This is a genomic window from Amycolatopsis alkalitolerans (genome assembly GCF_006152065.1).
Classification (GTDB): domain Bacteria; phylum Actinomycetota; class Actinomycetes; order Mycobacteriales; family Pseudonocardiaceae; genus Amycolatopsis_E; species Amycolatopsis_E alkalitolerans.
On sequence record NZ_VDFW01000019.1, the window covers coordinates 64,533 to 90,042 of the forward strand.

28 protein-coding genes are annotated in these 25,510 nt (G+C 70.6%); 11 read left to right on the forward strand and 17 right to left on the reverse strand.

Features of this window, described 5'->3' with window-relative positions; all coding sequences use genetic code 11:
- Positions 1 to 2 precede the first annotated feature (2 nt).
- From FG385_RS21200 to FG385_RS21220, 5 genes are all read left to right on the forward strand, one after another.
- Entirely contained in the window at positions 3 to 1,745 is a 1,743-nt protein-coding gene (locus tag FG385_RS21200) for an ABC transporter substrate-binding protein (RefSeq protein WP_139098505.1), read from the forward strand.
- 150 nt (positions 1,746 to 1,895) lie between these two features.
- Positions 1,896 to 2,909, forward strand: a complete 1,014-nt coding sequence (locus tag FG385_RS21205; RefSeq protein ID WP_139098506.1) for an ABC transporter permease — start codon at positions 1,896 to 1,898, stop codon at positions 2,907 to 2,909.
- Complete coding sequence (locus FG385_RS21210; protein WP_139098507.1) at positions 2,906 to 3,916, forward strand: ABC transporter ATP-binding protein; 1,011 nt, start codon at positions 2,906 to 2,908, stop codon at positions 3,914 to 3,916. Before FG385_RS21205 ends, FG385_RS21210 begins: the two co-directional genes overlap by 4 nt.
- A 29-nt stretch (positions 3,917 to 3,945) precedes the next feature.
- On the forward strand, positions 3,946 to 4,977 hold the full coding sequence (locus FG385_RS21215) for an ABC transporter ATP-binding protein (protein ID WP_139098508.1): 1,032 nt from the start codon (positions 3,946 to 3,948) through the stop codon (positions 4,975 to 4,977).
- Positions 4,978 to 4,987: 10 nt separating this feature from the next.
- Complete coding sequence (locus FG385_RS21220) at positions 4,988 to 5,425, forward strand: VOC family protein (protein ID WP_139098509.1); 438 nt, start codon at positions 4,988 to 4,990, stop codon at positions 5,423 to 5,425.
- An 88-nt stretch (positions 5,426 to 5,513) separates the two neighbouring features.
- Here the strand turns inward: FG385_RS21220 and FG385_RS21225 are convergent, their stop codons facing one another.
- The 5 genes from FG385_RS21225 to FG385_RS21245 form a co-directional block, all read right to left on the reverse strand.
- A complete protein-coding gene (locus FG385_RS21225) occupies positions 5,514 to 5,990 on the reverse strand; it encodes an SRPBCC domain-containing protein (RefSeq protein ID WP_139098510.1) in 477 nt (158 codons plus the stop codon).
- Positions 5,987 to 6,328 (reverse strand): ArsR/SmtB family transcription factor, encoded by a 342-nt coding sequence (locus tag FG385_RS21230; protein ID WP_139098511.1) that lies wholly within the window; start codon positions 6,326 to 6,328, stop codon positions 5,987 to 5,989. The genes FG385_RS21225 and FG385_RS21230 overlap by 4 nt, the downstream gene beginning before the upstream one ends.
- Positions 6,329 to 6,381: 53 nt before the next feature.
- On the reverse strand, positions 6,382 to 6,927 hold the full coding sequence (locus FG385_RS21235; protein ID WP_235022706.1) for a hypothetical protein: 546 nt from the start codon (positions 6,925 to 6,927) through the stop codon (positions 6,382 to 6,384).
- A gap of 588 nt (positions 6,928 to 7,515) precedes the next feature.
- A complete protein-coding gene (locus tag FG385_RS21240; protein WP_139098512.1) occupies positions 7,516 to 7,998 on the reverse strand; it encodes a hypothetical protein in 483 nt (160 codons plus the stop codon).
- Between the two features lie 32 nt (positions 7,999 to 8,030).
- The gene (locus tag FG385_RS21245) at positions 8,031 to 8,294 is read right to left on the reverse strand and encodes a hypothetical protein (RefSeq protein ID WP_139098513.1); all 264 of its coding nucleotides are present in this window, start codon (positions 8,292 to 8,294) and stop codon (positions 8,031 to 8,033) included.
- A 56-nt stretch (positions 8,295 to 8,350) separates the two neighbouring features.
- Here FG385_RS21245 and ligD point away from each other — a divergent pair, with 56 nt between their 5' ends.
- Positions 8,351 to 9,313, forward strand: coding sequence for a non-homologous end-joining DNA ligase (ligD, locus tag FG385_RS21250; protein WP_139098514.1), 963 nt, complete (start codon positions 8,351 to 8,353; stop codon positions 9,311 to 9,313).
- 48 nt (positions 9,314 to 9,361) lie between these two features.
- On the opposite strand, the gene FG385_RS21255 is transcribed toward ligD, so the two are convergent.
- From FG385_RS21255 to FG385_RS34980, 3 genes are all read right to left on the reverse strand, one after another.
- Complete coding sequence (locus FG385_RS21255; RefSeq protein ID WP_235022707.1) at positions 9,362 to 11,263, reverse strand: glycoside hydrolase family 3 protein; 1,902 nt, start codon at positions 11,261 to 11,263, stop codon at positions 9,362 to 9,364.
- A 135-nt stretch (positions 11,264 to 11,398) separates the two neighbouring features.
- On the reverse strand, positions 11,399 to 12,277 hold the full coding sequence (locus FG385_RS21260) for an FUSC family protein (RefSeq protein ID WP_235022708.1): 879 nt from the start codon (positions 12,275 to 12,277) through the stop codon (positions 11,399 to 11,401).
- Positions 12,278 to 12,772 carry a hypothetical protein gene (locus FG385_RS34980; RefSeq protein ID WP_235022709.1) on the reverse strand — a complete coding sequence of 165 codons (495 nt, stop codon included), beginning with the start codon at positions 12,770 to 12,772 and terminating at the stop codon, positions 12,278 to 12,280. It abuts the gene before it with no gap.
- Between the two features lie 94 nt (positions 12,773 to 12,866).
- Between FG385_RS34980 and FG385_RS21265 the strand changes: the two genes are divergently transcribed.
- Together FG385_RS21265 and FG385_RS21270 are read left to right on the forward strand one after the other, a co-directional pair.
- Complete coding sequence (locus tag FG385_RS21265) at positions 12,867 to 14,408, forward strand: alkaline phosphatase D family protein (RefSeq protein ID WP_139098516.1); 1,542 nt, start codon at positions 12,867 to 12,869, stop codon at positions 14,406 to 14,408.
- 149 nt (positions 14,409 to 14,557) lie between these two features.
- Entirely contained in the window at positions 14,558 to 15,328 is a 771-nt protein-coding gene (locus FG385_RS21270) for a dienelactone hydrolase family protein (RefSeq protein ID WP_139098517.1), read from the forward strand.
- Here the strand turns inward: FG385_RS21270 and FG385_RS21275 are convergent.
- Entirely contained in the window at positions 15,314 to 17,011 is a 1,698-nt protein-coding gene (locus FG385_RS21275) for an MFS transporter (protein ID WP_139098518.1), read from the reverse strand. The genes FG385_RS21270 and FG385_RS21275 overlap by 15 nt on opposite strands.
- Positions 17,012 to 17,144: 133 nt before the next feature.
- Here FG385_RS21275 and FG385_RS21280 point away from each other — a divergent pair, with 133 nt between their 5' ends.
- Complete coding sequence (locus FG385_RS21280; RefSeq protein ID WP_235022710.1) at positions 17,145 to 17,579, forward strand: MarR family winged helix-turn-helix transcriptional regulator; 435 nt, start codon at positions 17,145 to 17,147, stop codon at positions 17,577 to 17,579.
- A 19-nt stretch (positions 17,580 to 17,598) separates the two neighbouring features.
- On the opposite strand, the gene FG385_RS21285 is transcribed toward FG385_RS21280, so the two are convergent.
- Positions 17,599 to 18,390 carry an inositol monophosphatase family protein gene (locus FG385_RS21285; RefSeq protein ID WP_139098520.1) on the reverse strand — a complete coding sequence of 264 codons (792 nt, stop codon included), beginning with the start codon at positions 18,388 to 18,390 and terminating at the stop codon, positions 17,599 to 17,601.
- Entirely contained in the window at positions 18,383 to 19,021 is a 639-nt protein-coding gene (locus FG385_RS21290; protein WP_139098521.1) for a GTP cyclohydrolase II, read from the reverse strand. Before FG385_RS21290 ends, FG385_RS21285 begins: the two co-directional genes overlap by 8 nt.
- Before the next feature lie 48 nt (positions 19,022 to 19,069).
- On the opposite strand from FG385_RS21290, the gene FG385_RS21295 reads away from it, so the two are divergent.
- The gene (locus FG385_RS21295; protein ID WP_139098522.1) at positions 19,070 to 19,765 is read left to right on the forward strand and encodes a creatininase family protein; all 696 of its coding nucleotides are present in this window, start codon (positions 19,070 to 19,072) and stop codon (positions 19,763 to 19,765) included.
- Here the strand turns inward: FG385_RS21295 and FG385_RS21300 are convergent.
- From FG385_RS21300 to FG385_RS21320, 5 genes are read right to left on the reverse strand one after another with little or no spacing between them, the layout of a single operon-like run.
- Positions 19,651 to 20,613 (reverse strand): lysylphosphatidylglycerol synthase transmembrane domain-containing protein, encoded by a 963-nt coding sequence (locus FG385_RS21300; protein ID WP_139098523.1) that lies wholly within the window; start codon positions 20,611 to 20,613, stop codon positions 19,651 to 19,653. The two genes, FG385_RS21295 and FG385_RS21300, sit on opposite strands and share 115 nt — an antisense overlap.
- Positions 20,586 to 21,377 carry a class I SAM-dependent methyltransferase gene (locus FG385_RS21305; RefSeq protein WP_200834585.1) on the reverse strand — a complete coding sequence of 264 codons (792 nt, stop codon included), beginning with the start codon at positions 21,375 to 21,377 and terminating at the stop codon, positions 20,586 to 20,588. The genes FG385_RS21300 and FG385_RS21305 overlap by 28 nt, the downstream gene beginning before the upstream one ends.
- Positions 21,377 to 22,405 carry a glycosyltransferase family 4 protein gene (locus tag FG385_RS21310; RefSeq protein ID WP_139098525.1) on the reverse strand — a complete coding sequence of 343 codons (1,029 nt, stop codon included), beginning with the start codon at positions 22,403 to 22,405 and terminating at the stop codon, positions 21,377 to 21,379. Before FG385_RS21310 ends, FG385_RS21305 begins: the two co-directional genes overlap by 1 nt.
- Positions 22,402 to 22,800: a 6-pyruvoyl trahydropterin synthase family protein gene (locus FG385_RS21315; RefSeq protein WP_139098526.1), complete on the reverse strand. Its 399-nt coding sequence runs from the start codon at positions 22,798 to 22,800 to the stop codon at positions 22,402 to 22,404. The genes FG385_RS21310 and FG385_RS21315 overlap by 4 nt, the downstream gene beginning before the upstream one ends.
- Before the next feature lies 1 nt (position 22,801).
- Positions 22,802 to 23,779 (reverse strand): zinc-dependent alcohol dehydrogenase, encoded by a 978-nt coding sequence (locus tag FG385_RS21320; RefSeq protein ID WP_139098527.1) that lies wholly within the window; start codon positions 23,777 to 23,779, stop codon positions 22,802 to 22,804.
- Between the two features lie 38 nt (positions 23,780 to 23,817).
- Between FG385_RS21320 and FG385_RS21325 the strand changes: the two genes are divergently transcribed.
- Positions 23,818 to 24,612 carry a CDP-alcohol phosphatidyltransferase family protein gene (locus FG385_RS21325; RefSeq protein ID WP_139098528.1) on the forward strand — a complete coding sequence of 265 codons (795 nt, stop codon included), beginning with the start codon at positions 23,818 to 23,820 and terminating at the stop codon, positions 24,610 to 24,612.
- Here the strand turns inward: FG385_RS21325 and FG385_RS21330 are convergent.
- Entirely contained in the window at positions 24,522 to 25,493 is a 972-nt protein-coding gene (locus FG385_RS21330; protein ID WP_139098529.1) for a magnesium transporter CorA family protein, read from the reverse strand. The two genes, FG385_RS21325 and FG385_RS21330, sit on opposite strands and share 91 nt — an antisense overlap.
- Between the last annotated feature and the right edge of the window lie 17 nt (positions 25,494 to 25,510).

Sequence of the window (25,510 nt, forward strand, 5' to 3'; positions counted from 1 at the left end):
GCATGAAACGGCGAAAACTGATCGGCATGGCACTGGCCATGAGCGGGCTCGGGCTGGTCTCGGCCTGTGGTGGCGGGACCAGCAGCGGCGGCGGGAGCGCGGCGTACAACGCCGGCAACACCTCGGTCGTGAACGCCTCGAACGCGACCGGCGGCACTCTCACCTACGGGATGACGAACGCGCCGGACTCGCTCGACCCCGGCAACACCTACTACGCCTTCATGTGGAACTTCTCGCGCCTGTACGCGAGCCCGCTGCTGACCTACAACCCGCAGCCGGGCGCGGCGGGCCTGAAGCTGGTGCCGGATCTGGCGACCGGGCTCGGCCAGGTCAGTGACAACGGCCTGACCTGGACCTATCACATCAAGCCCGGCATGAAGCTCTCCGACGGCGAGCCGATCACGACCGCGCAGATCAAGTACGCCGTCGAGCGCAGCAACTACGCCAAAGACGTGCTGCCCAACGGGCCGAGCTACTTCCAGCAGTACCTCGCCGACCCGGCGCACTACCAGGGCCCGTACAAGGACAAGTCGCCCGGTGGGCTGTCCTCCATCGAGACCCCGGACGACACGACGATCGTGTTCCACCTGAACCAGCCGTTCGCGGACTTCGACTACCTGGTGGCCAACCCGCAGACCGCCCCGGTGCCCCAGAGCAAGGACACCGGGGTCAACTACCAGTCCGATCCGGTGTCCTCGGGCCCGTACATGATCAAGGCGGGCTCGTTCAACCCGAACACCGGCGTGACGCTGGTGAAGAACCCGAACTGGAAGCAGGCGGACAGCCCCACGGTCAAGCAGTACGCCGACCAGATCAACTTCACCTACAACATCTCCGGTGACGACCTGGACAACCGTCTCCTCAACGGCTCGATGGACGTCGACGCCTACGGCACGGGCCTGCAGACCGCGGGGCGCGCGAAGGTGCTGAACAACCCGGCCTCGAAGAAGAACGCGGACGCCGCCCCGTCGGGCTTCCTGTGGTACCTCCCGATCGACACCCAGGTGATCGACAACGTCGACTGCCGCAAGGCGATCGAGTACGCGGCGAACAAGACGCTGTTCCAGAACGCCTACGGCGGCGCGGAAGCCGGCGGGGACATCGCGAGCACGGTGCTGCCGCCGAGCGTGGTCGGCTACCAGAAGTTCGACGACTACGAGGCCACCACGCAGCCCGCCGGCGACATCGCGAAGGCGAAGGACGAGCTGGCCAAATGCGGCAAGCCGAACGGGTTCTCGTTCAACATCGCCGCGCGCGGTGACCGGCCGAAGGAGGTCCAGGTCGCGCAGGCGCTGCAGCAGTCGCTGCAGAAGATCGGCATCAAAACCGACATCCTGCAGTACCCGACCGGGACCTACACCAGCACCGACGCCGGTTCGCCGCAGTTCATGAAGGACCACAACATCGGGATGGCCACCTACGGCTGGCAGGCGGACTGGCCCGAGGGCTTCGGCTTCCTGTCGCAGATCGCCGACGGCCGCGCGATCCACTCGGCGGGCAACTCGAACATCGAGATGCTCAACGACCCGCAGGTCAACCACCTGCTCGACCAGGCGGCCGCGAGCACCGACGCCAACACCCGCAACGCGATCTACGGGCAGATCGACAAGATCATGATGGGCCAGGCGGTCATCCTGCCCGAGCTGTACGCGAAGTCGCTGCTGTACCGGGGACCGAACCTGACGAACGTGTTCGTCACCGAGGCCTACGGCATGTACGACTACTCCCAAATCGGCAAGAAGTAGGTGCAGGTGAAGGGGCTTGCGTGGCGGTGCAGGCGGCGGAACCTGAGGCGGCCCCTGACTCCGGGATCGCCTCCTCATGAATGCCCGAAAGGCAGGTGAAGGCACCGGTGGGCCGGCGGCGATCCCGTCGGCCCACCGCCGCCGTCGAGTGTGATCACGTTCATCATCCGCCGGGTGCTCTCGGCCGTGGTGCTGCTGATCGTCGTGAGCATCGTGACCTTCGGCATCTTCTTCGTCGTACCGCGGCTCGCCGGGCAGACCACCGACCAGCTGGCCGCGAACTTCGTCGGCAAGAGCCCGAGTATCGACGCGCTGCACCAGATCGAGGCGCGGCTCGGCCTCAACCAGCCGCTGTACGAGCAGTACTGGCATTTCGTCAAGGGCATCGTCGCCGGTGAGAACTACGACACCGGCACCCAGATCGTGCACTGCTCCGCACCGTGTTTCGGCTACTCCTTCAAGACCCAGCTTCCCGTCTGGCCGCAGATGCTCGACGTGCTGCCGGTGACGGTGTCGCTCGCGCTCGGCGCCGCGGTCATCTGGCTGGTCACCGGTGTCGGGATCGGCGTGCTTTCCGCGGTGCGCAAGGGTTCCTGGTTCGACCGGGCCGCGATGACCACCGCGCTCGCCGGGGTCTCGCTGCCGGTGTTCTTCACCGCCCTGATCTGCCTCGCGCTGTTCCGCGACGCCATCCCGATCTTCCCCGACGCGGGCACGTACATCCCGCTCGCGCAGAACCCCGGCCGCTGGTTCTGGGCCCTCGTGCTGCCGTGGGTCACGCTCGCGTTCCTCTACGCGGCGCTTTATGCCCGGCTGACCCGCGCCGGCATGCTCGAAACCCTCGGCGAGGACTTCATCCGCACCGCGCGGGCGAAGGGCCTGCCGGAACGCACGGTCGTCGTCAAGCACGGGCTGCGCGCGACGCTGACCCCGATCCTGACGATCTTCGGTCTCGACCTCGGGCTGCTGCTCGGCGGCGCGGTGCTGACCGAGTTCGCGTTCTCCCTGCCGGGGCTCGGGCATTTCGCGATCCTGGCCATCCAGAACAACGACCTGCCGGAGATCATGGGCGTGACGCTGCTGGCCGGGTTCTTCATCGTCGTGGCCAACCTGGTCGTGGACATCGGTTACGCCGTCGTCGATCCGAGGGTGCGGTATTCATGAGTGAGCCTTTCCTGGAACTGACGGACCTGCGGGTGCACTTCCCGACCGCGGACGGCCTGGTGAAGTCCGTGGACGGGCTGTCGTTCTCCCTCGAGCGCGGCCGGACGCTCGGCATCGTCGGCGAGTCGGGGTCCGGTAAGAGCGTGACCAGCCTCGCGATCATGGGGCTGCACAAGGGCGCGCGGATCTCGGGCGAGATCCGGCTCGCCGGGCAGGAGCTGGTCGGGGCGAGCGCGGAGGAGGTGCGGCGGCTGCGCGGCAAGCGGATGGCGATGATCTTCCAGGACCCGCTGTCCTCGCTGCACCCGTACTACACGATCGGCCAGCAGATCGTGGAGGCCTACCGGCTGCACAACAAGGTCACCAAGCAGGTCGCCCGCAAGCACGCGATCGACCTGCTCGCCCGGGTGGGCATCCCCCAGCCGCAGTCGCGTGTGGACGATTACCCGCACCAGTTCTCCGGCGGGATGCGGCAGCGGGCGATGATCGCGATGGCGCTCTCGTGCGATCCGGAGTTGCTGATCGCGGACGAGCCGACCACGGCGCTCGACGTCACGGTGCAGGCGCAGATCCTCGACCTGATCCGGGATCTGCAGGAGGAGTTCCACTCGGCGGTCGTGATCATCACGCACGATCTCGGGGTGGTCGCGGAACTCGCGGACGACATCCTCGTCATGTACGCCGGGCGCGTCGCGGAATACGGTCCCGCGACCGACCTGTTCGAGCAGCCGCAGCACCCCTACACGTGGGGGCTGCTCGGGTCGATGCCCCGGCTCGACCGCGTGCGTTCCGACCGGCTGCGGCCGATCCCCGGCACCCCGCCGAGCCTGATCAACCAGCCGCCCGGCTGCCCGTTCCACCCTCGGTGCGCCTATGCCGACCGGACCGGTGGCGCGAGCCAGTCGGTCGTGCCGGAGCTGACCGGGTCCGGCCACCGGCTCGCCTGCCACCTGCCCGCCGAGGTCCGGCGCGAGCTGTGGGAGACCGAGGTCAGGCCGAACCTGTGACCGAACGACGTGAGACTGCGAGTTCCGAGATGACCGAAACCGAACCGGTGACCGCGCCGTCCGCGCGGCGGACGGAGACCATGCTCGAGGTTTCCGGGCTGCAGAAGCATTTCCCGGTCCGGCGCGGGCTGCTGCAGCGTGCGGTCGGGTCCGTGAAGGCGGTTGACGGGCTGGAGTTCACCGTCAGCAAGGGGGAAACGCTGTCGCTGGTCGGTGAGTCCGGCTGCGGCAAGACCACGACGGGGCGGCTGCTGACCCGGCTGCTGGAGCCCAGCGGCGGCCGGATCCTGTTCGAGGGCCGCGACATCACCCACCTGTCGGCGGCGCGGATGCGGCCGTTGCGGCGCGACGTGCAGATGGTGTTCCAGGACCCGTACTCCTCGCTCAACCCGCGGCATACCGTGGGCGCGATCATCGGCGCGGCGTTCACGCTGCAGCGTATGCCCACCGAGCACGGTGTGAAGCGGGCGGTGCAGGACCTGCTGGAGCTGGTGGGGCTGAGCCCGGAGCACTACAACCGGTACCCGCACGAGTTCTCCGGCGGGCAGCGGCAGCGGATCGGGATCGCCCGGACGCTCGCGCTGCGCCCGAAGCTGATCGTCGCGGACGAGCCGGTGTCCGCGCTCGACGTGTCGATCCAGGCGCAGGTGATCAACCTGCTGGAGGATCTGCAGGACGAACTGGACCTGACCTACGTGATGATCGCGCACGACCTGTCGGTGGTCCGGCACGTGTCGGACCGGGTCGCGGTGATGTACCTGGGCAAGATCGTGGAAATCGCGGAGGCGGACAGCCTGTACTCGACGCCTCATCATCCGTACACGGTGGCCTTGCTGTCGGCGGTTCCCGTGCCCGATCCGCAACGCCGGGGGAAGCGGGCCCGCATCCGCTTGTCCGGGGAGACGCCGAGCCCGCTGTCGCCGCCACCGGGCTGCCGGTTCAGCACGCGATGCTGGAAGGCGCAGGAGATCTGCCGTACCCAGGAGCCGCCACTGGTACCGGCGGAGCCGGGGCATCAGGTAGCGTGCCATTTCCCGGAAAACGAGGGGAAAGCCGCGTAAGGAGGCGTCCGTGTCGACACGATGGAGTGTGACGGTCGACTGCGCCGAACCGGCGAGGCTCGCGAGCTTCTGGGCGCTGGCCCTGGGTTACGTCCGGAAGCCGCCGCCCACCGGGTTCGGCAGCTGGGAGGAGTGGTTCACCGCGCACGGCGTCCCAGAGGACGAATGGGAGGACGGCGCCTACCTGTCCGATCCGGACGGTGCCGGCCCGGCGCTGTCGTTCCAGCGTGTGCCGGAAGGCAAGGTCGCCAAGAACCGCGTGCACCTCGATGTGCACGCGGGCGGCGGGCGTGAGGTGCCGTGGGATGTCCGGTGGCCGCGCGTCGAAGCCGCGGCCGGGCGGCTGACCGCCGCCGGGGCGACGGTCTTGCGCGTGCACGACCTCGCCGGCCGGCCCGACCACCTGCTCATGGCCGATCCGGAGGGCAACGAGTTCTGCCTGCTCTGACGCCTCCACCGAGGCGACGCACGCAGGCCGGTCGCCGCGGCGGACGAGGCTGACCCCTGGCTCACACCGAATTCCGTGACCGCGACCTTCATCGTCCGGTGGGGTTCTCGACCAGCCGGGCCAGTTGGGCAGCGACGGTGCCCCAGCCCTCGGCGAAGCCCAACTCGGCGTGCCGAGCGCGGGCGGCGGGGTCGCCGTGGCGCACGGTGATCCGGTAGTCGGTGCCGTCCGGGTGATCGTGCAGAACGACCTCGGCGGTCATCGAGATCGGCTCTGGGCTCGCGGGACGCCATCCGCTGTCGATCGCGTTGGTGAAAACGATCCGCTCGCATTCCTCCACCACGAGGAAACATGCGTCCAGATGCGGGACGAATCGGTCGCCGTCTTCGCTCATCAGCGTGACGAACGCGCCTCCGGGCCGGACGTCGAGGCGCTCGACACGGCAGCGGGCCGGGGCAGGCACCCACCACTGTGCGAGGTTGACCGGATCGGTCCACGCGTCCCACACGTGCTTGCGGGGCGCGCGAATGATCTGGTCGATGCCGAGATCGAGTTCGGGGTTCACTGCTTCTCCTCCTCGAGAGTGGTGGTGACGAACCGCTCCAGGCGATCAGTGCGGTCCGCCCAGACACTTCGCTGCTCCGCAAGCCAGTCCTCGACGAGCCCGAGCCCTTCCCGGTTGAGCTCGCAGACGCGCACCCGACCGGACTTCGCCGTGCGAATCAAGCCGTTCGACTCGAGCATCCGCAGGTGCTTCATGAACGAGGGCAACGTCATAGGGGCTTCCCTGGCAAGGTCGCCGACGCTCGCCGGCCCGTGCCCGAGCCGCCGCAGGACCGTGCGCCTCGTCGGATCGGCAAGCGCACCGAACACACCGTCGAGCACCGCAGAATACTGAGCCACGCGGCTAAGTATCACTCCAGGACAACACTTAGCGCAAGGGCTAAGTGTCGTGGTCAGGCCCAGAGGTCGATGGCGATCTCCCGCAGCTGTTCGCTGAAGACGCCGTCCGGACTGGTGTCGTGCACGAGCAGCCGCAGGTCTGTCTCGAACGCGGCTCGCTCGTCGCCGAACAGGTGCGGCGTAGAGCTGGACTGGGAGAAGACCGCGGCGACCACGTCGTCGGTCAGGCGGGTGACGACCTGGCCCGGTATCTCGATCCGCCGCGGTCCGGTGAATCCCGCGGCCCGGTAGATCTCGTCCTCGCCCGAAGGCGTGCCCTGCGGGAGGCGGCTCCGGCCCGCGCGCCGCTCCGGGCCGAGGTATGCGCGCACCAGGTCCGCGATCGACGAGTGCGGCGGGCGAGGATGCGGCAGTCCGGCGTCGCTGTCGATGCCCTGATGCGTCGTGGCGTGCACATGCGCGCACACTCCCCCGGCCGCCAGCATGCCGTGGACCACATGGGCGACCTTGGCGCGATCCATCCAGTGAAACGACTGCGCGAAGGTGACCAGCCTGAACGTGCCGAGCCCGGCCGGGAGGTCCTCGGCGCGCAGGTGCACCCAGCGGGCGTTGCGGATACCCGCCCGCGCGGCGAGCCGAGCATGTCAGCATCGGCGTCCACGCCGATGGCCTCCTCGAGCATCCCGGCCAGCGGCAGGGTCAGCGAACCCGGGCCGCACCCGACGTCGAGCAGCCGCCCGGACCCGTCGAGCCGGAGTTCGGTCGCCAGCGCCTCGGCGAGGATCTTCGGATAGGGCGAGCGCCCCCGCGCGTAATAGGCGGCGCTGCCGGCGTAGAGCGACGGATCCCATTCCCAGGTGCTCGCACTCACGCCGGCCAGCGTAGAACGAGTCACCGGTGCCGGGCGAGGTGCAACTCCTCCAGCCCGGCACCGGGCGGCCCGCGGTAGCGTACGGGCCCGCGCGCCCGCCTCCCCCGAGCGGGCCTGGCCTGTCTACTCAGGACAAAATGAGCAAGAAAAAGCCGCCCTGTCCGGAGCTTCCGGGGGCGGCCATGTCAGGGGTGGGTCAGCACGCCCCGGGGAACCGCCGCGATCGGATTCGTCGCAAAAGGACCATGGCACCCAGGTTCGCGGACCACCCCCGGCCGGGGCAACCGTATTTCCCGGCCGCCGCGCGGAATGACGGTCACGGCCTGACGTCGAGCTCCTCGATCCACCACCGCAGCGCCGCCTGGCTTTCGCGCAGTATCCGCGCCGGTTCGCCGAGCCCGGTCAGCGTCCGGCGGCGGCGCTCGAGCTTCGACGAACGGTAGCGCGGGAAAGCCAGCTTGAGGCTCAGATCCAGCATTTCCGTGTGGTAGCAAAGCAGTTCGGCGATCCGGCGCGGGAGCGAACCGGGCTCGTCGCCCTCGCACAGGTCCTGCACCCAGCCTTGGATGCGGGCGTACTCCGCGGCGACCTGCCGCCCGCGGCGCGCCACCGAGCCGGGCGTCTCCCCCGGCAGGCCGCAGGCGACGATCACCTCGTCCGCCTCACGCTGCAGCACCACCGCCCGGTCGACCAGCTCGAGCAAGGTCACGAGCCGCATGAGCCGCGCGGCGGCCGGATCGAGCTGGACGGTGCCCGGGCCGTCACGGCGGTCGGGAAATCCGCGCCACCGGAAGCGCATGACCCACGATAGCGCCTCTTCAGGCCGTGCGGTCAGTCCGAACGTGGTAACGGGTGCCCGGTCTGATCCCGGTGCAGGACGTGGTGCGCGATCTCCAGCGCGGCGTCCGTCGCATGGCGTTCGAGCGGGCGGCCCGTGCGGAGGGACCGGCCGAGCTCCTCGAGTAACCGGGCCACGGCGAACAGCACGTACTCGACGTTCACCTCGACCGGGCCGTCGGCGCCGATCCTGCGGCGCAGCTCCTCCGCCGCCTTGTGCAGCGTCTTCGCCTCGTCCTGCGGACCTGTCTCCGTCATACCTCCAACCTACGGCGGACGGCCCGCCGGGGCAGCGGACGTGGTTAGCTGGGCCGATGAGCGGTGACGAGGTGCGCGAAGGCGTCTCGCTGACCCACCTCGACCAGGCGTTGTTCGACGGCGCCGGGGTGCGCAAACGCGACCTCGTGGACTACCTCGACGCCGTCTCGGCCCGGATGATCCCGCATCTGCACGGCCGCCCGCTGTCGGTGATCCGGGTCCTGCGCGGGCAGGACGCGTTCATGCAGAAGAACCTCCCGAAGTACACCCCGGCATGGGTCCCGCGCACGACGGTCTGGGCCGAAAGCTCGCGGCGGAAGGTCACCTACGCCCTGTGTGACGACCGGCCCACCCTGCTGTGGTTCGCGAACCAGCGGGCCATCGAATACCACCCGGCGCTGTCGCGAGCCGAGACGCCCTACCACCCGACACATCTGGTGCTCGATCTCGACCCGCCCGCCCACGACGCCTCGTTCGGGCTCGCGGTGCGCGCCGCCCATCTGGTCCGCCAGGCGCTGGCCGAAGCCGGACTCTCGGGCGCGGTGAAGACGAGCGGCGCCAAAGGGGTGCATGTGTTCGTCCCGCTCGCCGGGCAGGTGAACGGCGAGGAGGCCGCGGCGGCCGCCCGTGCGCTGGCGGCGCGAGCCGAGCGCCTCGACCCGGCGCTCGCGACCACGGCGTTCATCCGGGAAGACCGCGGCGGCAAGGTCTTCCTCGACTCCACCCGTGCCGGTGGCGCGACCGTGGTCTCGGTGTACAGCCCGCGCGCCCGGCCCGGGCTGCCGGTGTCCTTCCCGGTGACCTGGGAGGAACTCGACGCGGTCGCGCCCGGCGATTTCACCGTGCGCTCCGCGCTCGCTGCCCTCGGCGAACGTGATCGGTGGGCCGAGCTGATGCCGCGGCCGCAACGGCTGCCCGACGATGTGATCGAGGAAGGCCGGGCCATCCCGGTGGCCCGGGTGCAGGCGATGCACGAGGGCAAGCGCCGCGCCCGGGCCCGCCGGGAGGCCGGGGAGTGATCCGGTGCCCGGCGCCGCGGGCGTGAGCGGGCAGCGGATCCGCGTGGGCTACCGGTGGGTGCCCAGGCCGTAGCCGTACGGGAACAGCGGGTGGTAGTTCCGGTCCCCGATGTTGATCGGTTCCTGGTCCTCGCTCCGCGGCCAGGTGACGGAAAGCTTGCCGGTGAACGGCTTCTTGCCGAACAGCACGTCCGCCACCCCGGCACCCTCGCTGCCGGGCAGCCAGGACATCACGAAAGCGTCCATCTTGGACAGTTCGCCGGTGACGATCTGCGGGCGCCCGGCCACGTCCAACACGACGCAGGTCTTGATCGCACCGCACACCTTGTCGATGTTCGCCCGGTCGGCCGCCGAGATGTTCAGCGTGTGGCCGTTGCCCACGTCCCCGACGCCCTCCGCGTACGGGGTTTCGCCGATCACCACCACACCCACGTCGGCACCGCCGGTCGGCGCCGACGCGTCCGCGCTGTAGGTGACGTTCTTCGCGACCTGCTGGATACCCTGCAGGATCGTCGTGCCGGGGATCGTGTTCCCGGACCGGCCCTGCCAGGTCACCGTCCAGCCACCGGCCTGGTTGCCGATGTCGTTCGCGTTCACCCCGGCGACGTAGATCTTCTCCGAGGGCTTGAGCGGCAGCGCGCGGTTCGAGTTCTTCAACAGCACCTGCGACTCCGCGACCGCCTGGCGCGCGACCGCGCGGTGCTGCGGCGAGCCGACCGTGCCGATGTTGGTCCGGTCGGTGTAGGGATGCTCGAACAGGCCCAGTTCGAACTTCGCCTTCAGGATCCGGCTCACCGCGTCGTCGATCCGGGACATCGGCACCCGGCCCGCCCGCACCTCGGCGGTCAGCGCCTGCTCGAACTGCGGAGCGCTGTTGGGCTCCATGAACATGTCGATGCCCGCGTTGACCGCCGTCCGCACCTGCGTCGCGTAGTCACCGGGCAACTGGTGGATCGCCTCCCAGTCGCTGATCAGGAACCCGTCGAAGCCGATCTTCCGCTTCAGCACGTCCGTCAGCAGTTCTCTGTTCGCCGACATCTTCACCGGGGTGCTGCCCGGCCGGTCGGTCCACTGCACGCTGGAGAACGACGGCATGATGCTGCCGACGTTGTGGGCCTGCACGGCGGTCACGTACGGGGCGAGGTCGACCGTGCTGAAATGCTTCCAGTCGGTGATCGTGACGCCCTGGTCGATCGTGTACGTGCCGGTGGTCGAGGTGCCGTAGGTGGTGTCGCCGTCGCCGGCGTAGTGCTTCGCGGTGGCCAGCACGTGGTCCCGCCCGGCCAGATCGGTGCTGCCGTTGCCCTGGAAACCGTCGATCGCGGTTTCCATCTGCCGCACCAGATCCGGGTCCTCGCCGAAGCTTTCGTAGGTGCGCCCCCAGCGCTCGTCGCGGGTCACGCACACGCAGGGCGCGAACACCCACTGCGGGCCGGTCGCCCTCGTCTCGGTCGCGGTGATCTGCTCCTCGGCACGGACCAGCGCGGGGTCGCGGGTCGCGCCCATCGCCACGTTGTGCGGGAAGATCGTGGCGCCGATCAGGTTGTTGTCGCCGTGCACCGAGTCGATGCCGTACAGCAGGGGAATGTGCAGCCGGGTGGCGAGCGCCCGGGACTGGTAGCCGTCGACCATGTCGGCCCAGCCCTGCGGAGTGTTGTCCGCCGGGGTCGAGCCGCCGCCGGACAGTACGGAACCGAGCGCGAGCGTGGTGATCTGGCTCGGCTCGGAATCGATGGCGCCGCGCTCGGCCTGGGCCATCTGGCCGATCTTCTCCGCGAGGGTCATCCGGCCGAGCAGGTCGGAAACCCGCTGCGCGACCGGCAGTCGCGGGTTGAGGTAGGCGGCGGTGTCCGGTGCCGCCGCCGCGGCGGGCACCGCGGTCGCCGTCACGGCGGCGACCGCGAGCACGGCACCGGCGAACCGGGCACGTCTGGGTAGGCGCGTTCTCACGCTGTCCTCCTTCGTTGCAGGACGAAATAGGGCTCGCGACCATGCCACGGCCCTGAGGTGCGCAATGTTGCGCGTCACAACATATTGCAGGGATTCACGCGGGGAAATCGGCCGAAAGTCGTATTCCCGCCGCGTTCACCCGGATGGTCCAGCCCATTGCCAGGTCCGATGTGGACGGTCAGCGTCACCAGGGCCGGTGCCGCTGCCGCGCCACGACCGTCGCCGGTCCGGCCAGCCCGGCCAGCCGCGGCGCCAGGTGCTCCAGCCCAGCGCGACATCCTCGATCCGCACCACGCCGATCTGCCACCCCGCCGGGGCGAGGATGTTGAACAGCAACGAGATCACGACGGTGAACGCCGCCTGCCCGGCGGTGAACGGCAGCGCCCCCGGCGAGTAGGCGGCGACGAGCACGGCGACCGGCAACGCGATCCACAGCGCCGTCGGGCCCGTGCCGATCGCGAGCAGCAGCAAGGCACCGATCACGAAGCCCAGCACGGTGCCGACGAGCGCCCGCAAGGCCGTCGCCCCCGTGGACGCGGCGTTCGTGCGCAGCACCGAGAGCGTGCCCAATACCACCCAGAACCCGTGCTCCGCACCCGTGAGGTCCGCGACCGCGACGGCCGCGGCGAGGGCCAGCGCGCCGCGGGCACTGTTGAGGAACCACACCGACCGCAGGCTCGCGTGGCGCGTGACGATACCCGTGACCCCCGCCGGCCCGACGAGCCTGCGCTCGCTCAACGCGGAGTCCTCGAAGCTCTGCCCGTACCAGCGACGGACCCCCGGCCCCTCGTGGCCCGCGGCCACGAGCGCGTCGGCCATCGCCGTGTGGGCGGCGACAGCGGCTGTTCTGGCGTGGAAGGACAGGTGCAGAGCCTCGGCGTACCCGTCTCCGTCTGCGCTCAGCCGCCGCAGGTACCCGACGCTCGCGGCGAGACTCTCTTCGAGCCCGGCCAGGACGCCGGGCGACCGCGGCGAGAACACGAGCACTGCGACAGTGCCCGCGACGGAAGCCATTCACCAGCCTTCGAGCCGCGCGGGCACCATGTCCAACGTCCCCGGCGAAGCCGCGGGCAGGACATACGCGAGCAGCACGGCGGGCCCGGCCGACGCCGCATTCGGGCCGCCGATGCCCGCGAACAGCACCACGAACGCCACCGGGATCGTCACGAGCGACGCCAGCAGGATCGACGAGTTCACCGCCGTGCCGATGACGAGCAGCGCGCTGCCGGTCAGCGCAAGCCCGGCGTGCGCGCGCAGCTTGTTCTGCCATCCGCCGCCGAACGAGGCCAGCACCAGCGTCGCGAACCCGCCGAACGCCGCGAACGTCGCCACCTGGAGATCCCCGATGACGGTGTAGCCGAGCGCGAACAGGCCCGGGACCACGATCCCCGCGCGCACGGCCCGCATCGCGGCGGGCTTCGACCACATGCGCCGCCACGCCGGGCGCACGCGGCTGGGTTCGGGCAGCTGCTGGGCGGGTCTGGTGTCCACCGCCGGACCGCCGGTCATCGCGGAATCATAAGGCCGCCACGGTATCCGGGGCGACTGAACGATCGCCCCGGCACGGGCCGTGTGGTGGGTACCATCCGCGAAGAGGTGCCGCATGCCAGAATCCACCCGCCGCCGGGTGCTCCTCGGCGGTGCCGCCGCGCTCGGCGTCGCCGCGCTGACCGGCGTCGCCATGCCCACCGGGCGGCGTGCGATGTTCTCGCTCGGGGTCGCGTCCGGCGATCCGTTGCCGGACGGCGTGGTGCTGTGGACCCGGCTCGCCCCCGATCCCCTGACCCTGGACGGCGGCTTGCCGGACCGGCCGGTGCCGGTCGAATGGCAGGTCGCCACGGATGAGCGCTTCGGTTCCGTCGTGCGGTCCGGGGTCGCGGTGGCCCAGGGCGCCGCGGCCCATTCCGTGCATGTGGAGGTGTCCGGGCTGCGGCCCGGCACGGACTACTTCTACCGGTTCCGCGTGGGCAACGAACTGAGCCCCGCGGGCCGCACCCGTACGGCCCCGGCCGGGCCGCTGGACCGGTTCTCCTTCGCGTTCGCCAGTTGCCAGCGCTACCGCGACGGCTTCTACAACGCCTATCACCATCTCGCCCGCGAGGATCTCGACCTGGTGGTCTTCCTCGGCGACTACATCTACGAGGGTGGTTCGCAGGGCCGGATCGGGCGAGGGCACCGGCCCGCGCACGACGTCCGCACGCTCGGCGACTACCGGATCCGGTTCGCCCAGTACAAGTCCGATCCCGACCTGCAGGCGGCGCACGCGGCCTTCCCGTGGGTGGCCACGTTCGACGACCACGAGGTCGAAAACAACTGGGCCGGCGACCACTCCGAGAGCGGGATGCCGCCGGATCAGTTCCGGCGGCGGCGGGCGGCCGCGTTCCAGGCCTACTACGAACACCTGCCGCTGCGGGCCGCCCAGCGGCCGGCCGGGTCCTCGATGCCCATCCACCGGCGGCTGGCCTTCGGCGAGCTGATCGACCTGCACGTGCTCGACACGCGCCAGTTCCGCAGCGTCCAGGTGCCCGGGCCAGGGCGCGCGGATCCCGGCCGCACCATCCTCGGCGCCGCACAGAAGGCGTGGCTGCTGCGCGACCTCGCCGCCTCCCGCGCGCGATGGAATGTCCTTGCCCAGCAAGTGTTCTTCTCGCGGCTCGACCCCGCGCCAGGTGCGCAGACCCGCAGCGACGACGCCTGGGACGACTACCCCGCCGAGCGCGACGAGGTCCGGGATCACCTGGCGACCGCCCGCAATCCGGTGGTCATCACCGGTGACGCGCACGCGAGCTTCGTGTGCGACATCAAGGCCGACTTCGGCGATCCCGCCTCGCGCACGGTGGGCACGGAGTTCGTGGGCACCTCGATCAGCTCCGAGGGGGACGGGGTGGACCACACCGCCGGGGACCTGGCCCAGCTGCGGGTCAATCCGCACCTCCGGTTCGTCAACCGCAAGCGGGGATACGTGCGCTGTTCGGTCACCCCCGCGTCCTGGACGGCCGTGTACCGGACCGTCGATTTCGTCTCCAGGCCGGATTCGCCGGTACACGACCGGGCGCGGTTCACCATCGAGGCCGGTCGCCCCGGCGCACGCTGCGAAGACGCCGCGGGCATAAATGGCTCGCCGGGGGCGGCGTGCCCGCGGTAACCTGCCGGAGGCTGTGGCATCACGCGAGGAGGTGGGACCCATGAACGCGGTATCGAGGTGGGTGCTCCCACGCTTCGTCATGGCCGGGCGATCGACCTAGGGGTCGCCGGGAGCGCCTCGGCAGAAGCACTCCCGAAAGGCAACAACCTATGTATTCTGTGCACTTCACCGGGGAAACGTCGTCGAACGGCGTCGTAGAACGCGATTTCGTCGTGGGCGAGGTCCCCGGCGTGCTGTTCTCGCCCGCATCCGGCTCCGATCGCGCGCCGCTGGTGCTGATGGGGCACGGCGGCGGCCTCCACAAGAAGACACCGGCACTCCGGGCCCGCGCCCACGACACGGTGACCACCTGGGGTTACACCGTGGTCGCGCTCGACGCACCCGGACACGGCGACCGCCCGCGCACGGCCGAGGACGAGCAGGCGCGCACCGACCTCCGGCAGGCGATGATGGCGGGCAAGCCGGACCAGGTCGCGTCGGTCAGCGCCCGCTACGGCGCCTCGCTGGCCGAGCGTGCCGTCCCGGAATGGCAGGCGACACTCGACGCCCTGCAGGAACTACCCGAGATCGGCACCGGCGCACCGATCGGCTACGGCGGCGGGATTTCGCTGGGCACCGCGATCGGGATACCGCTGACCGCGATCGAGCCGAGGATCACCGCCGCCGTGTTCGGTGGCGGGTTCGTCGTGCACGAGGCACTGATCGAGGCGGCGCGACGGGTCACCGTCCCGGTCCAGTTCCTGCTGCCCTGGGACGACGAGCACGTCGACCGCCAGTCCGCGCTCGCCCTGTTCGACGCCTTCGCCTCGGAGGAGAAGACGTTGCACGCCAACCCGGGCGATCACCGGACCATCCGCTGGACCGGGCTCGACGAGCAGTTCCTGGCCCGGCATCTCGGCCAGGGCTCAGTCGTGCAGTGATTCCTCGGTGACCATCGGCCGGCGTGCCCCGCCGTGCAACGCCGCGGCGGAGAGGGCGGCCGCGACGAGGGCGGCGAGCCCGCACACGACGTAGCCGAGCGAATAGGCGTGGTCGAGCGCATGGAACGCCACGTCCTTCAGCGGGTTGAACGGCATCGGCGCCCCGCCCGGGCCGGGGATCGTGGCCGGTACGGCGTTCGCGCCCAGCGGGCCGGAGTTCACCGCGCCGACGGCGGCCTCCACGGTCGCGCGCTCGGCGCCGGGGACCTGGCCCGGCAGCCCGTTGAACTTCTCCAGCGCCGCGCGCAGCGGGCCGCTGCCCGCCAGCTTGCTCTGGATCTGGGCAGCGGCCTGGCTGAGCGCGATCGCGCCGACCACGGCGGGGCCGAGGGTGAACCCGAAGTCCCGCAACTGGCTCGTGGTGCCCGAGGCCATCCCCGCCAGGTGGTTCGGCACCGTGTTGACCGCGACCGCCGTGACCCCGGACAGCGCGAACGCGAAGCCGACCCCGATCAGCGCGAGCGGGGCGATGATCGGCAGGATCGACATCGACGTCACCGACTGCGTGGCGATCCACAGGTCCCCCGCCCCGATGAGCAGGAAACCGGCGCCGAGCGCCCAGCGCGGGTTGTAGTGGTGGATCGCCCGCGCGGTGACCGGCATCAGCACCAGCGCGAAGCCTTGCAGCAGCACGAACGCGATGGCGGTCTTCAACGGCGAAAACTCCTGGATCGCCGAAAGCCGGATACTCGTCGCGTACGCGGTGCCCAGGAAGCTGAACATGCCGATCACGGTGACGACCGAGTTCGTCGCGAACGCCCGGTTCCGGAACAGGTCCAGCCGCAGCAGCGGTGCGGGCGAGCGGCGTTCGGCGACCACGAACAGTACGAGGAAGATCACGGCGACCACGAAACCGCCGATCACCCAGCCGTCCGACCAGCCGCTCGTGGCACCCTGGATCACCCCGAACAGCAGCGCGAACAACGCGACCGCGATCGTGATCTGACCCGGCCAGTCCAGCGAACGGCCTTCCGGCGCCGACGAGTTCTGCGCCGTGACCGCGACCGCGGCGCTGATCAATGCCAGCGCGCACACCGCGACGAACGCCCAGCGCCAGGTCGCGTACGGGTCCGAGCCCCAGCTGATCTTCGTGACGAGCCCGCCGAGCAGCGGCGACACGAAACCGCCCGAAGACAGCGCAGCCGCCCAGATCGCGATTCCGCGAGCGCGGTGCTGGACGGTGTGGGTGCCGGCGGCGACCATCGCCAGCGAGGTCGGGAACAGCACCGCCGCGCCGATCCCGGCAAGCGCCTGCCCGAGCCACAGCACCGCGACCCGCGCGTCGGTCGAGACCCCGGCGCCGGGCGTGAGCACGCTGACGATCTCCCCCACGGCCAGCAGCAGGCTGCCGCCGATGAGCAGCCGCTTGCGGCCGAACAGGTCGCCCAGCACGCCGAAGGTCAGCTCCAGCAGGGTCACCGGCACCAGGAACGCGTCGGAGATCCAGGTCAGCTGCGAGGACGTGGTGCCGAGATCCTGCTGGAAGAGTCCATTGAGGACAGCGGGGATGGCAAGGCCCACCTGCGCGACACAGACCGCGATCGCGGTGGCGATCCGGGTCCCCGCGGTCAGGGTGGGCGTGTGCACGGCGGTCCGCTGCTTGACTCCGGCGGTGGGACTCATGGAACCTCCACGGTGCGATCCTGGCGGCCCGGAACATACAGGAATCCTGTCCTTGTGTTGCCTGCCGCAACCGAGCCGTAACCGCCCGCGCCCGAAACATCCGGATTACTAGCCCATGCGTCACCATGGACGCGTGCCCACCACGCCGAGCCTGCTCTACCTGATCAAGCAACTCGAACTCGCCGTCCGCGCGCGCCTTGAGGACATCCTGCGCCCGGAGGGCATCACCGCCCTGCAGTACACCGCGCTCACCGTGCTCGAACGCCACCCCGGCCTCACGACCGCGGAACTCGCGCGGAACTCGTTCGTCACCGATCAGACGATGGCCGGCATGGTGACCGCGCTCGAGGCGCGTGACCTCATCTCGCGGCACACCCACGACGGGGACCGGCGGCGGCGCGTGATCGAACTGACGCCTGCCGGACAGCGGGTCCTCGACCGCTTCCGGGACGAAGTCGCCGCACTCGAAGAGAGCGCGGTCTCGGGCCTGCGGGGCGAGGAGGCCGCTGCCTTCCGCCGCTATGTCCGGGTCTGTCACGCGGCGCTGGCGGAACGGCCACCGCACTGATCTGGTGCCGTATAGGTCGTTATACGGCCGGTTTCCCAAAGATGCTCATCAGCTCGGCCTTCAGGCCAGGGCAGACGGCGATGGTGGCCGCCGAATCCACCGTGTGCCCGGTGCCGTCGCCGTCGAGGACGAACCCGCCCGCTTCGCGCACGAGCAGCACACCGGCCAGGGTGTCCCACGGCAGGTTCGCGAGGATCACCGTCGCTTCGAGCCTTCCCTGCGCGACCCACGCCAGGTCGACGGCGGCGGTGCCGAACATGCGGATGCGCTGCGCACGCGCGCCCAGCGCGGCCAGCAGGGCGAGGCGCGCGCGGTTCTTCACCTCCGCGCCCTCCCCCACCGCGAAATCCCCGATCGCGATCGCCGCGTCCGCGAGATCCGTCGCGCCGGACACGTGGATGCGCTCGTCGCAGGCGAAGGCGCCATGACCTTCGACAGCCGTGTACGTCACGTCGAGGAACGGCAGGTCGATCGCCGCCAGCACGGCACAGCGTGCTTCCACCAGCCCCAGCGACACGCCGCACAGCGGGATCCCGCGCGCGAAGTTCGCCGTGCCGTCCACCGGATCCAGCGCCCACCACAGCCCGTCGGACGGCCCCGTACGGCCGTGCTCCTCACCGAGGATCCCGATTTCCGGTGTCTCCCCCGTGAGGAACTCCCGCACCGCCTCCTCGACGGCGAGGTCCACATCGGTCACCAGATCGCGATCCCCCTTGGCAATGACCGAAACCGGGGCGCGCTCGCGGACGATCCGGCGCGCGATCGCCACCGCCTCGCGGGCCACCGGCAGTAGTTCCTGGTGATCAGCCATGGCGCTCGCCGATCGCGAACTCCTCCAGTTGCGGCAGATCGTGCCCGAGCCGGTCGCGTTTCGCGCGGAGATAGGCGATGTTGCCGTCGTGAGGCGGCATCAGCAGCGGCACCCGCGCGGTGACCGTGATGCCGTGTTCCTCCAGCGAGGCGATCTTGTCGGGGTTGTTGGACATCAGGCGCACCGACCGGACGCCGAGGTGGGCGAGGATCCGCGCGGCCGGCGTGTAGTCGCGGACGTCCACCGGCAGGCCGAGGCTCGTGGCCGAGTCCACCGTGTCCATCCCCTCCTCGTCCTGCAGCACATGGGTGCGGACCTTCGCCACCAGGCCGATCCCGCGCCCTTCCTGCCCGCGCAGGTACACCAGGATCCCGCTGCCCTCGCCGACGATCGCGTCGAGCGCCGCCCCGAGTTGCTCGCCGCATTCGCAGCGCATCGCGCCGAACACGTCGCCGGTCAGGCATTCCGAGTGCACCCGCACGAGCACGTCCGCATGCACCGGCGCCCTGCCGTACACCAGCGCCATATGCTCGTGGCCGCCGTAGGCGAACGCGACGGCGCGGAACGTCCCGCGCCGGGTCACCAGTTCGGACTCGGCGACGTCGTTGTCAGCGATGATCGGGTCGGGCATCCAGTGCTCCCATGGTCTCGAACCGCGCTTTCCCGGTATACACGACGAATGGACCTGTTGCCGTTCACCACGACCGCCGAAATCTCCGGGCACGACACCGCGGTGGCGGTGCTGCCGGTCGGCAGTTTCGAGCAGCACGGCGCGTTCCTGCCGCTGGCCACCGACACCGTCATCGCATGCACGCTCGCCGCCGGGATCGCGGCGGCGTATCCGGTGCGGCTGCTGCCGCCGGTCACGATCTCGTGCTCGCACGAGCACGCGGCGTGGCCGGGCACGGTGAGCGTTTCGGCGAAGACACTGTACTCGATGGTCACCGACATCGCCGCTTCCCTTCGCCAGGGCGGGATCCGCCATCTCGTCCTCGTCAACGGCCACGGCGGCAACTACGTCCTGGCCAATGTGGTGCAGGAAAGCCGCGGCGCCATGGCCCTGTTCCCCGGCGTGGCCGAGTGGGACGAGGCACGGGCGGCCGCCGGCCTGGAAACCAGCAGCGACACCGACATGCACGCGGGCGAACTGGAGACTTCCATCCTGCTGCACGCGCATCCGCAGCTGGTCCGGCCCGGGTACGAGACGGCCGACTCAGTCGCCCCCGACCGGCGCCACCTGCTGACCACGGGCGTCGAGGCCTATACGGAATCCGGCGTCATCGGCCGCCCCTCCCTGGCCACCGCCGGCAAGGGCAAGGACGTGCTCGCGGCGCTCGTGGCCACCTTCGGGACGCATCTGGCCCTGTTCGGCTGACCACGCAGGAACAGCACGAGCGCGCCCGGCAGGGCGGCGACGAGCGTCAGCACCCCGTACACCACCGCCGCGGTGACGCCGTGCGCCGCGCCGAGGCCCGCGGCGCCGAACGCGACCGCGGCGAAAGCCTCGCGCGGCCCGTAGCCGCCGATGTTCACCGGCAGGCCCATCACCAGCAGTGTCAGCACCACGAGCGGGACCAGCGTCGTCACCGGGGCGTGCAGCCCCGAGGCCCGGATGGCGACCAGGTACATCGTCACATGGCCCACCACCGTCAGCGCGGACAGCAGCATGACGCCCGGCAACGTGGACCGGTCGAGCAGGCCGCGGCCCCACCGCGCCGCGGCCGCGAGCGCGCCGGCCGCGAGCACCACACCCACCACCGCGATCGCCGTGTCACCGCCCGGCAGGACCCCGGCGAGACCCGGGTCGGCCAGCAGCACCACGACGGCGACCGCGATCAGCACCACCTGGCCCGCGAACCGTTCGAGGAACACCGCCCGCACCCCGCGCCCCATCGCACCGGACTGCTGGCCATGGCTGACCGCGCGGTGCACGTCCCCGAGCACGCCCGCGGGCAGCACGGCGTTGAGCAGCAACGCCCGGTAGTACTCGGTGACCGCTTCGCCGAGCTTGAGCGGAAGCCCGAGGCGGCGGGCGACCAGGCACCACCGCCAGGCGCTCGCGACCGTCGTGGCCAGCCCGATCACGAGCGCCGCCGCCAGCGCCGGCCCGTCGATCGCGCGCAGCCCCGCCAGGAAGGCGCCGCTGCCCACGCGCCACACCAGGACGCCGAGGATGCCGGCCCCGACGAGGAGTTTCAGCCAGGGCCAGATTCTGTTGAACAAGGCGCACCACCGATCGCGAGCAGGTCGACATGGCCGACCACGACCTCGCTGCCGAGCCGGCGACACTGGTAGTCCGCGGCGTACGGCTGCAGTTCGGGCTGCTGCTCGCACGCGGCGTCAACCCATCCACGAAACCACTGCCGGAAAAGTTCACCGGGGCCGAGCCGCCAGGGGCTGCGGCGGCTGTGCACGATCGCCCCACGCCGCACGAACGCCTCGATCGTGACCTCGATCGCATCCGGTCCCAGCAGGCGCCTGCCGCCGGTTTCCCGTCGCTGGTGGTCGTCGAACGCGGCGGCGAAGCGGCGGTCGAGGGGATCCGGCGGGGTGAACCCGACCTGCCCGGCGACCGAGAGAGTCAGCAACGCGGGGCATCCCGCGACCGTGCACGCCTCGGCGAGCGCGTCGACCTCGTCGGCCGTCAGCAGGTCGAGCAGTGCCGAGGCGGTGACCAGGGAGGCGCCTTCCAGATCGCGCGCGGTCAGCTTCGTCAGGTCGCCGGCGCGGATCTCGGCCGGGGCCGGGATACTCGCGGCGGCGCGGGCGAGCAACTGCGGATCGCGGTCGTGCAGGACCCAGCGCTGCGGCCGCGGCAGCAGCGGCGCGAGCCAGCGGCCCATCGAACCGGTGCCGCAGCCGAGGTCGTGCACCACGAGCAGAGCGTCCGGGAGGACGGCACGCAAGGGTTCGAGCAGTGCGACGGCACGGGCCGCGGCGTCGGCCTTTTCGCGCAGTGCCAGCCAATCCGGGCTGAACGCCGGGATCAGAGCCGGGCCAGCACCGCCGCCAGCCGGCGTGAGGTTTCGGTCCACGGCGCCAGCATGCCACGGCGAGCGCGTGCCTCGCCGCGGAGCGCGTCCCGCCGGACCGGATCGCCGAACCACGACCGGAGCCCGTCCGCCAGCGCGGCCGCGTCGCCCGGCGGCACCACGATCCCCGCCGCCCCAAGGGTTTCCGCGATCCCGGCCACATCCGTCGCCAGCACCGGAATCCCGCGCGCGAGCGCTTCGGTCACGACCATGCCGTAGGTCTCCGCCAGTGAGGGCAGCACCACGAGATCGGCGGCCGCATAGGCGTTTTCGAGCGCGCGCCCGGTGAGCGGTCCCGCGAGGTCGATGCGCTCGCCGAGCCCGTGCCGGCGGATCAGCTTCCGGATCCGCTCCACATAGGCCGCGTCTCGCCGCACCGGTCCGGCAAGCGTGCACCGCCACGCCCCCTCGACCCGCGCCAGGGCCTCGACCAGCAGATGCTGCGCCTTGCGCGGGGTCAGCGAGGCGACGCAGAGCAGGTGGGAAACGCCGTCGGTGCCGGGCGCGAGCGGGGCGGGATCAGTGCCCGGCGGGACGACGTGAACCTTTTCCGGCGGCAGCCCGTGATGCTCGATGAGCCGGTTCGCCGCCCACCCGCTGGTCGCGATGACCGCGCGCACGGCTTGCACCGTCTCGCGCTCGCGGGCGTCCAGATCCGTGACGTCCGGTGGTGCCAGTCCCGTCTCGTCCGCCAGTGGCAAGTGCACGAGGACCGCGAGGCGCAACCGTTTCGCTTGCGGCACCACGACTTCCGGCACTCCACATGCGACGATCCCGTCGAGCAGCACGACCTCGCCGTCCGGGCTGGCCGCGAGCGCCGCGGCCAGCCCTGCGGTGGACGCCGGGCGTGGCCACGCTCCGGGAAGCGCCGTCTCGTGCACGCCGGGCAGGCCTTCGCACGCCCGGCGGTCGTAGATGTTGCCGCCGCTGGGCACGGTCACGTCGTCGACGTCACCGGGCAGCACGACGTGCACGATCGTCACAGGTCGCGCTCGTAGCCGGCCGAAGCGACGTGCGACTCGTGCAGTGTCACCGCGATTCCCGCGAGCCCGCGGGCTCCGGCGCCGAGCGCCCCGGCGTGCACGCGCTCGGCAAGCCGGTCCGCGATGTGCTTGGCGAGGAACTCGGTCGAGGTGTTGACGCCGGTGAACACCGGCTCGTCGTCGAGGTTGCGGTAGTTGAGCCCGGCCAGGACCTTGCCCAGTTCGGCCGTCGCCAGTCCGATGTCGACGACGATGTTGTCGGCGTCCAGTCCGGCGCGCCGGAACGTCGCGTCCACCACGAACGTCGCGCCGTGCAGGCGTTGCGCCGGACCGAAGACCTCGCCGCGGAAACTGTGGGCGACCATCACGTGGTCGCGAACGGTCACGGAGAACATGTCACGCACCGTACGCAATCCGGTGGCACAGCGCCGGAAGCGATCCGTCCGCGAGCCTTGGCAGCACGCCGGGCAGTTCGTCGAACGAGCTCTCCCCCGTGATCAGGACGTCGAACGCCGGGTTCGCCAGCAGCTCCAACGCGAGCGCGCGCCGGTCGCCGACGGTGCGGCGGGCGCGCCGCGCGGGCGAGACCGACCCGACCTGGCTGCTGCGCACGGCGAGCCGCCGCGAGTGGAAGAACTCGCCGAGCGGCACGCTCACCTGCCGGTCCCCGTACCAGCTCAGCTCGATCACCTCGCCCTCCATCCCGAGCAGTTCGAGCGACCGGGCGAGCCCCGCGCCGGTGGCGCTCGCGTGCACGACGAGGTCGCAATCGCCCGCCGCGTCTTCGGGAGCGGCGAAGGAGATCCCGAACGCCTCCGCGATCGCACGGCGCGACGGATCGGAATCGACCAGCTGCACACGGGCACCCGGGAACCCGGAGAGCACCCCGGCGACGCTCGCCCCGACCATCCCCGCCCCCACGACGGCGATGCGGTCGCCGACGAGCGGCGCGGCGTCCCACAGCGCGTTCACGGCCGTTTCCACGGTGCCCGCGAGGATCGCGCGGCCCGGCGGGACGGCGTCGGGGACGGCGGTCACCGCGGCCGACGGAACCACATACCGGGTCTGATGTGGATACAGGCAGAACACCGTGCGCCCCACCAGATCCGCCTCGCCCTCCTCGACGACGCCGACGTTGAGGTAGCCGTACTTGACCGGGCCGGGGAACTCGCCCTCCTGGAACGGCGCGCGCATGATGTCATACTGGTTTCCGGGCACGCCGCCGCGGAACACCAGCGCCTCGGTGCCCCGGCTCACCCCGGAGAACAGGGTGCGGACCAGCACCTGGCCCGGCCCCGGCGCGGCGAGCGCGGCCGTCCGGATCTCGCCGCCATGGGGCGGATTGAACCAGAATGCCCTTCCGGTTCGTGTCATGGGCGTCCTCCGGAAAAGTTCGGGTGCAAGGGAAAACGATGATCACACGAGCTCAGTACAGCACGGTCGCGGTGGTTCCCGAGCTGGCCGCCGGGATGGCCGCCCAGCTCCTGCTGCTCGCCGGGCTCGGCGGCTTCATCGGGCTGGGCCCGGCCGGCTGGCTGACCGGCACCGCGTTCGCCCTGGTACTGGGGGTGCTGCTCGCCTCGGCGATGCACCGTTCACGGTCCTGCGCGCTGGGCCCGGCCGACCTCGTCACGTTCGCCCGCGCGGTGCTCGTCGGCGGGGTGGCCGCGCTGGTCATCGACCGGTTCGGCACGGCCCAGCCGGGGCCGGTGTTCGTCGCGCTCGCCTCGGTCGCGCTCGCGCTCGACGCGGTCGACGGCCGGGTCGCGCGCCGCACCGGCACGGTTTCCGCCCGCGGCGCCCGGTTCGACATGGAGGTCGACGCGTTCCTGATCCTCATGCTGAGCGTTCAGGTCGCGCTGGCCCATGGCTGGTGGGTGTTCGCGATCGGCGCGATGCGGTACGTCTTCGCCGCCGCGGCGTGGGCCCTGCCGTGGCTGCGCGCGGCCCTGCCGGCGAGCGTCGCGCGCAAGACCGTCGCCGCGCTGCAGGGCATCGTGCTCGTGGTCGCGGGCTCGGGCCTGCTGCCGGATGCCGCCGCCGTCGCCGTGACGGCGGGCGCTCTGGCGGCGCTGGCCTGGTCGTTCGGCCGCGACATCGGGTGGCTGTGGCGCCGTCAAAGCCAGTCGCGGCGTTTGAACAACGCGTACAACGCGCCCGCGATGAGCAGGATCGCGACGGTGGACGTGATGAAGCCCGACCACTGAGAGAAACCGGGATACGGCACGTTCTGCCCGTAGAAGCCGGTGATCGCGGTGGGCACCGCGATGATCGCGGCCCAGCCGGTCAGCTTCTTCATGATCACGTTCAGCCGGTTGCCCTGGATCGTCAGCTGCGTCTCGCGGACGGTGGTGACCAGATCCCGCAGCGACTCCGTCCACTCGGTGGCGCGCAGCACGTGGTCGTACACGTCCTGGAAGTACGGCCCCATCACGTCGTCGACGACACCGAGATCGCGCCGCATCAGCGAGTTCACCACCTCGCGCATCGGCAGCACGACACGCCGGAGCTTCGTGAGGCTCTTGCGCAGGTACAGCGACCGGCGCTGCATCTCCTTGTGGTCCACCGTGTCGTCGAAGACCATGTCCTCCAGCGCCTCGATCTGGTCGTCGAGCGACTGCACGGCGGAGAAGTAACCGTCCACAATGTAGTCGAGCAGCCCGTGCAGGAGGTACCCGACACCGCTCTTTCCCAGTTCCGTGGCCGAATCCCACCGCGCGAGGACCGCGTCGATGTCGAAGCGCTCGGATTTGCGGACCGTCACGAGCGCCCGCTCGGTGACGAACGCGTCGATCTCGGCCGCGGCCAGTATCCCGGACTCCTCATCGAGTTTCACGCCGTACGCGGTGAGGAAGCAGTGCGTGTCGTAGTGATCGAGCTTGGCACGCTGATGCTCGCTGACCGCGTCCTCGATCGCGAGCGCGTGCAGGCCCAGTTCGTCGGCGGCCATCGCGAGGTCGTCCTCGGCCGGCGCGCACAGGTCCATCCAGACGGTGACGTTCACGTCGCGGAGGTAGTCCGAGAGGAGTTCGGCGGGAAAGTCCTCGGCTTCGAGGACGCCGTCGCGGTACGCGCGGGTGCGGGTCATGAACCCGAGGGTAGGTG

What these genes read in the sequence shown, in the direction of transcription:
- FG385_RS21200 (WP_139098505.1), top strand. Translation starts at nt 3, where the DNA reads ATGAAACGGCGAAAACTGATCGGCATGGCACTGGCCATGAGCGGGCTC.
- FG385_RS21210 (WP_139098507.1), top strand. Translation starts at nt 2,906, where the DNA reads ATGAGTGAGCCTTTCCTGGAACTGACGGACCTGCGGGTGCACTTCCCG.
- FG385_RS21215 (WP_139098508.1), top strand. Translation starts at nt 3,946, where the DNA reads ATGACCGAAACCGAACCGGTGACCGCGCCGTCCGCGCGGCGGACGGAG.
- FG385_RS21240 (WP_139098512.1), bottom strand. Translation starts at nt 7,998, where the DNA reads ATGCGCTTCCGGTGGCGCGGATTTCCCGACCGCCGTGACGGCCCGGGC.
- FG385_RS21245 (WP_139098513.1), bottom strand. Translation starts at nt 8,294, where the DNA reads ATGACGGAGACAGGTCCGCAGGACGAGGCGAAGACGCTGCACAAGGCG.
- ligD (WP_139098514.1), top strand. Translation starts at nt 8,351, where the DNA reads ATGAGCGGTGACGAGGTGCGCGAAGGCGTCTCGCTGACCCACCTCGAC.
- FG385_RS21260 (WP_235022708.1), bottom strand. Translation starts at nt 12,277, where the DNA reads ATGGCTTCCGTCGCGGGCACTGTCGCAGTGCTCGTGTTCTCGCCGCGG.
- FG385_RS34980 (WP_235022709.1), bottom strand. Translation starts at nt 12,772, where the DNA reads ATGACCGGCGGTCCGGCGGTGGACACCAGACCCGCCCAGCAGCTGCCC.
- FG385_RS21265 (WP_139098516.1), top strand. Translation starts at nt 12,867, where the DNA reads ATGCCAGAATCCACCCGCCGCCGGGTGCTCCTCGGCGGTGCCGCCGCG.
- FG385_RS21270 (WP_139098517.1), top strand. Translation starts at nt 14,558, where the DNA reads ATGTATTCTGTGCACTTCACCGGGGAAACGTCGTCGAACGGCGTCGTA.
- FG385_RS21275 (WP_139098518.1), bottom strand. Translation starts at nt 17,011, where the DNA reads ATGAGTCCCACCGCCGGAGTCAAGCAGCGGACCGCCGTGCACACGCCC.
- FG385_RS21285 (WP_139098520.1), bottom strand. Translation starts at nt 18,390, where the DNA reads ATGGCTGATCACCAGGAACTACTGCCGGTGGCCCGCGAGGCGGTGGCG.
- FG385_RS21290 (WP_139098521.1), bottom strand. Translation starts at nt 19,021, where the DNA reads ATGCCCGACCCGATCATCGCTGACAACGACGTCGCCGAGTCCGAACTG.
- FG385_RS21295 (WP_139098522.1), top strand. Translation starts at nt 19,070, where the DNA reads ATGGACCTGTTGCCGTTCACCACGACCGCCGAAATCTCCGGGCACGAC.
- FG385_RS21315 (WP_139098526.1), bottom strand. Translation starts at nt 22,800, where the DNA reads ATGTTCTCCGTGACCGTTCGCGACCACGTGATGGTCGCCCACAGTTTC.
- FG385_RS21320 (WP_139098527.1), bottom strand. Translation starts at nt 23,779, where the DNA reads ATGACACGAACCGGAAGGGCATTCTGGTTCAATCCGCCCCATGGCGGC.
- FG385_RS21325 (WP_139098528.1), top strand. Translation starts at nt 23,818, where the DNA reads ATGATCACACGAGCTCAGTACAGCACGGTCGCGGTGGTTCCCGAGCTG.
- FG385_RS21330 (WP_139098529.1), bottom strand. Translation starts at nt 25,493, where the DNA reads ATGACCCGCACCCGCGCGTACCGCGACGGCGTCCTCGAAGCCGAGGAC.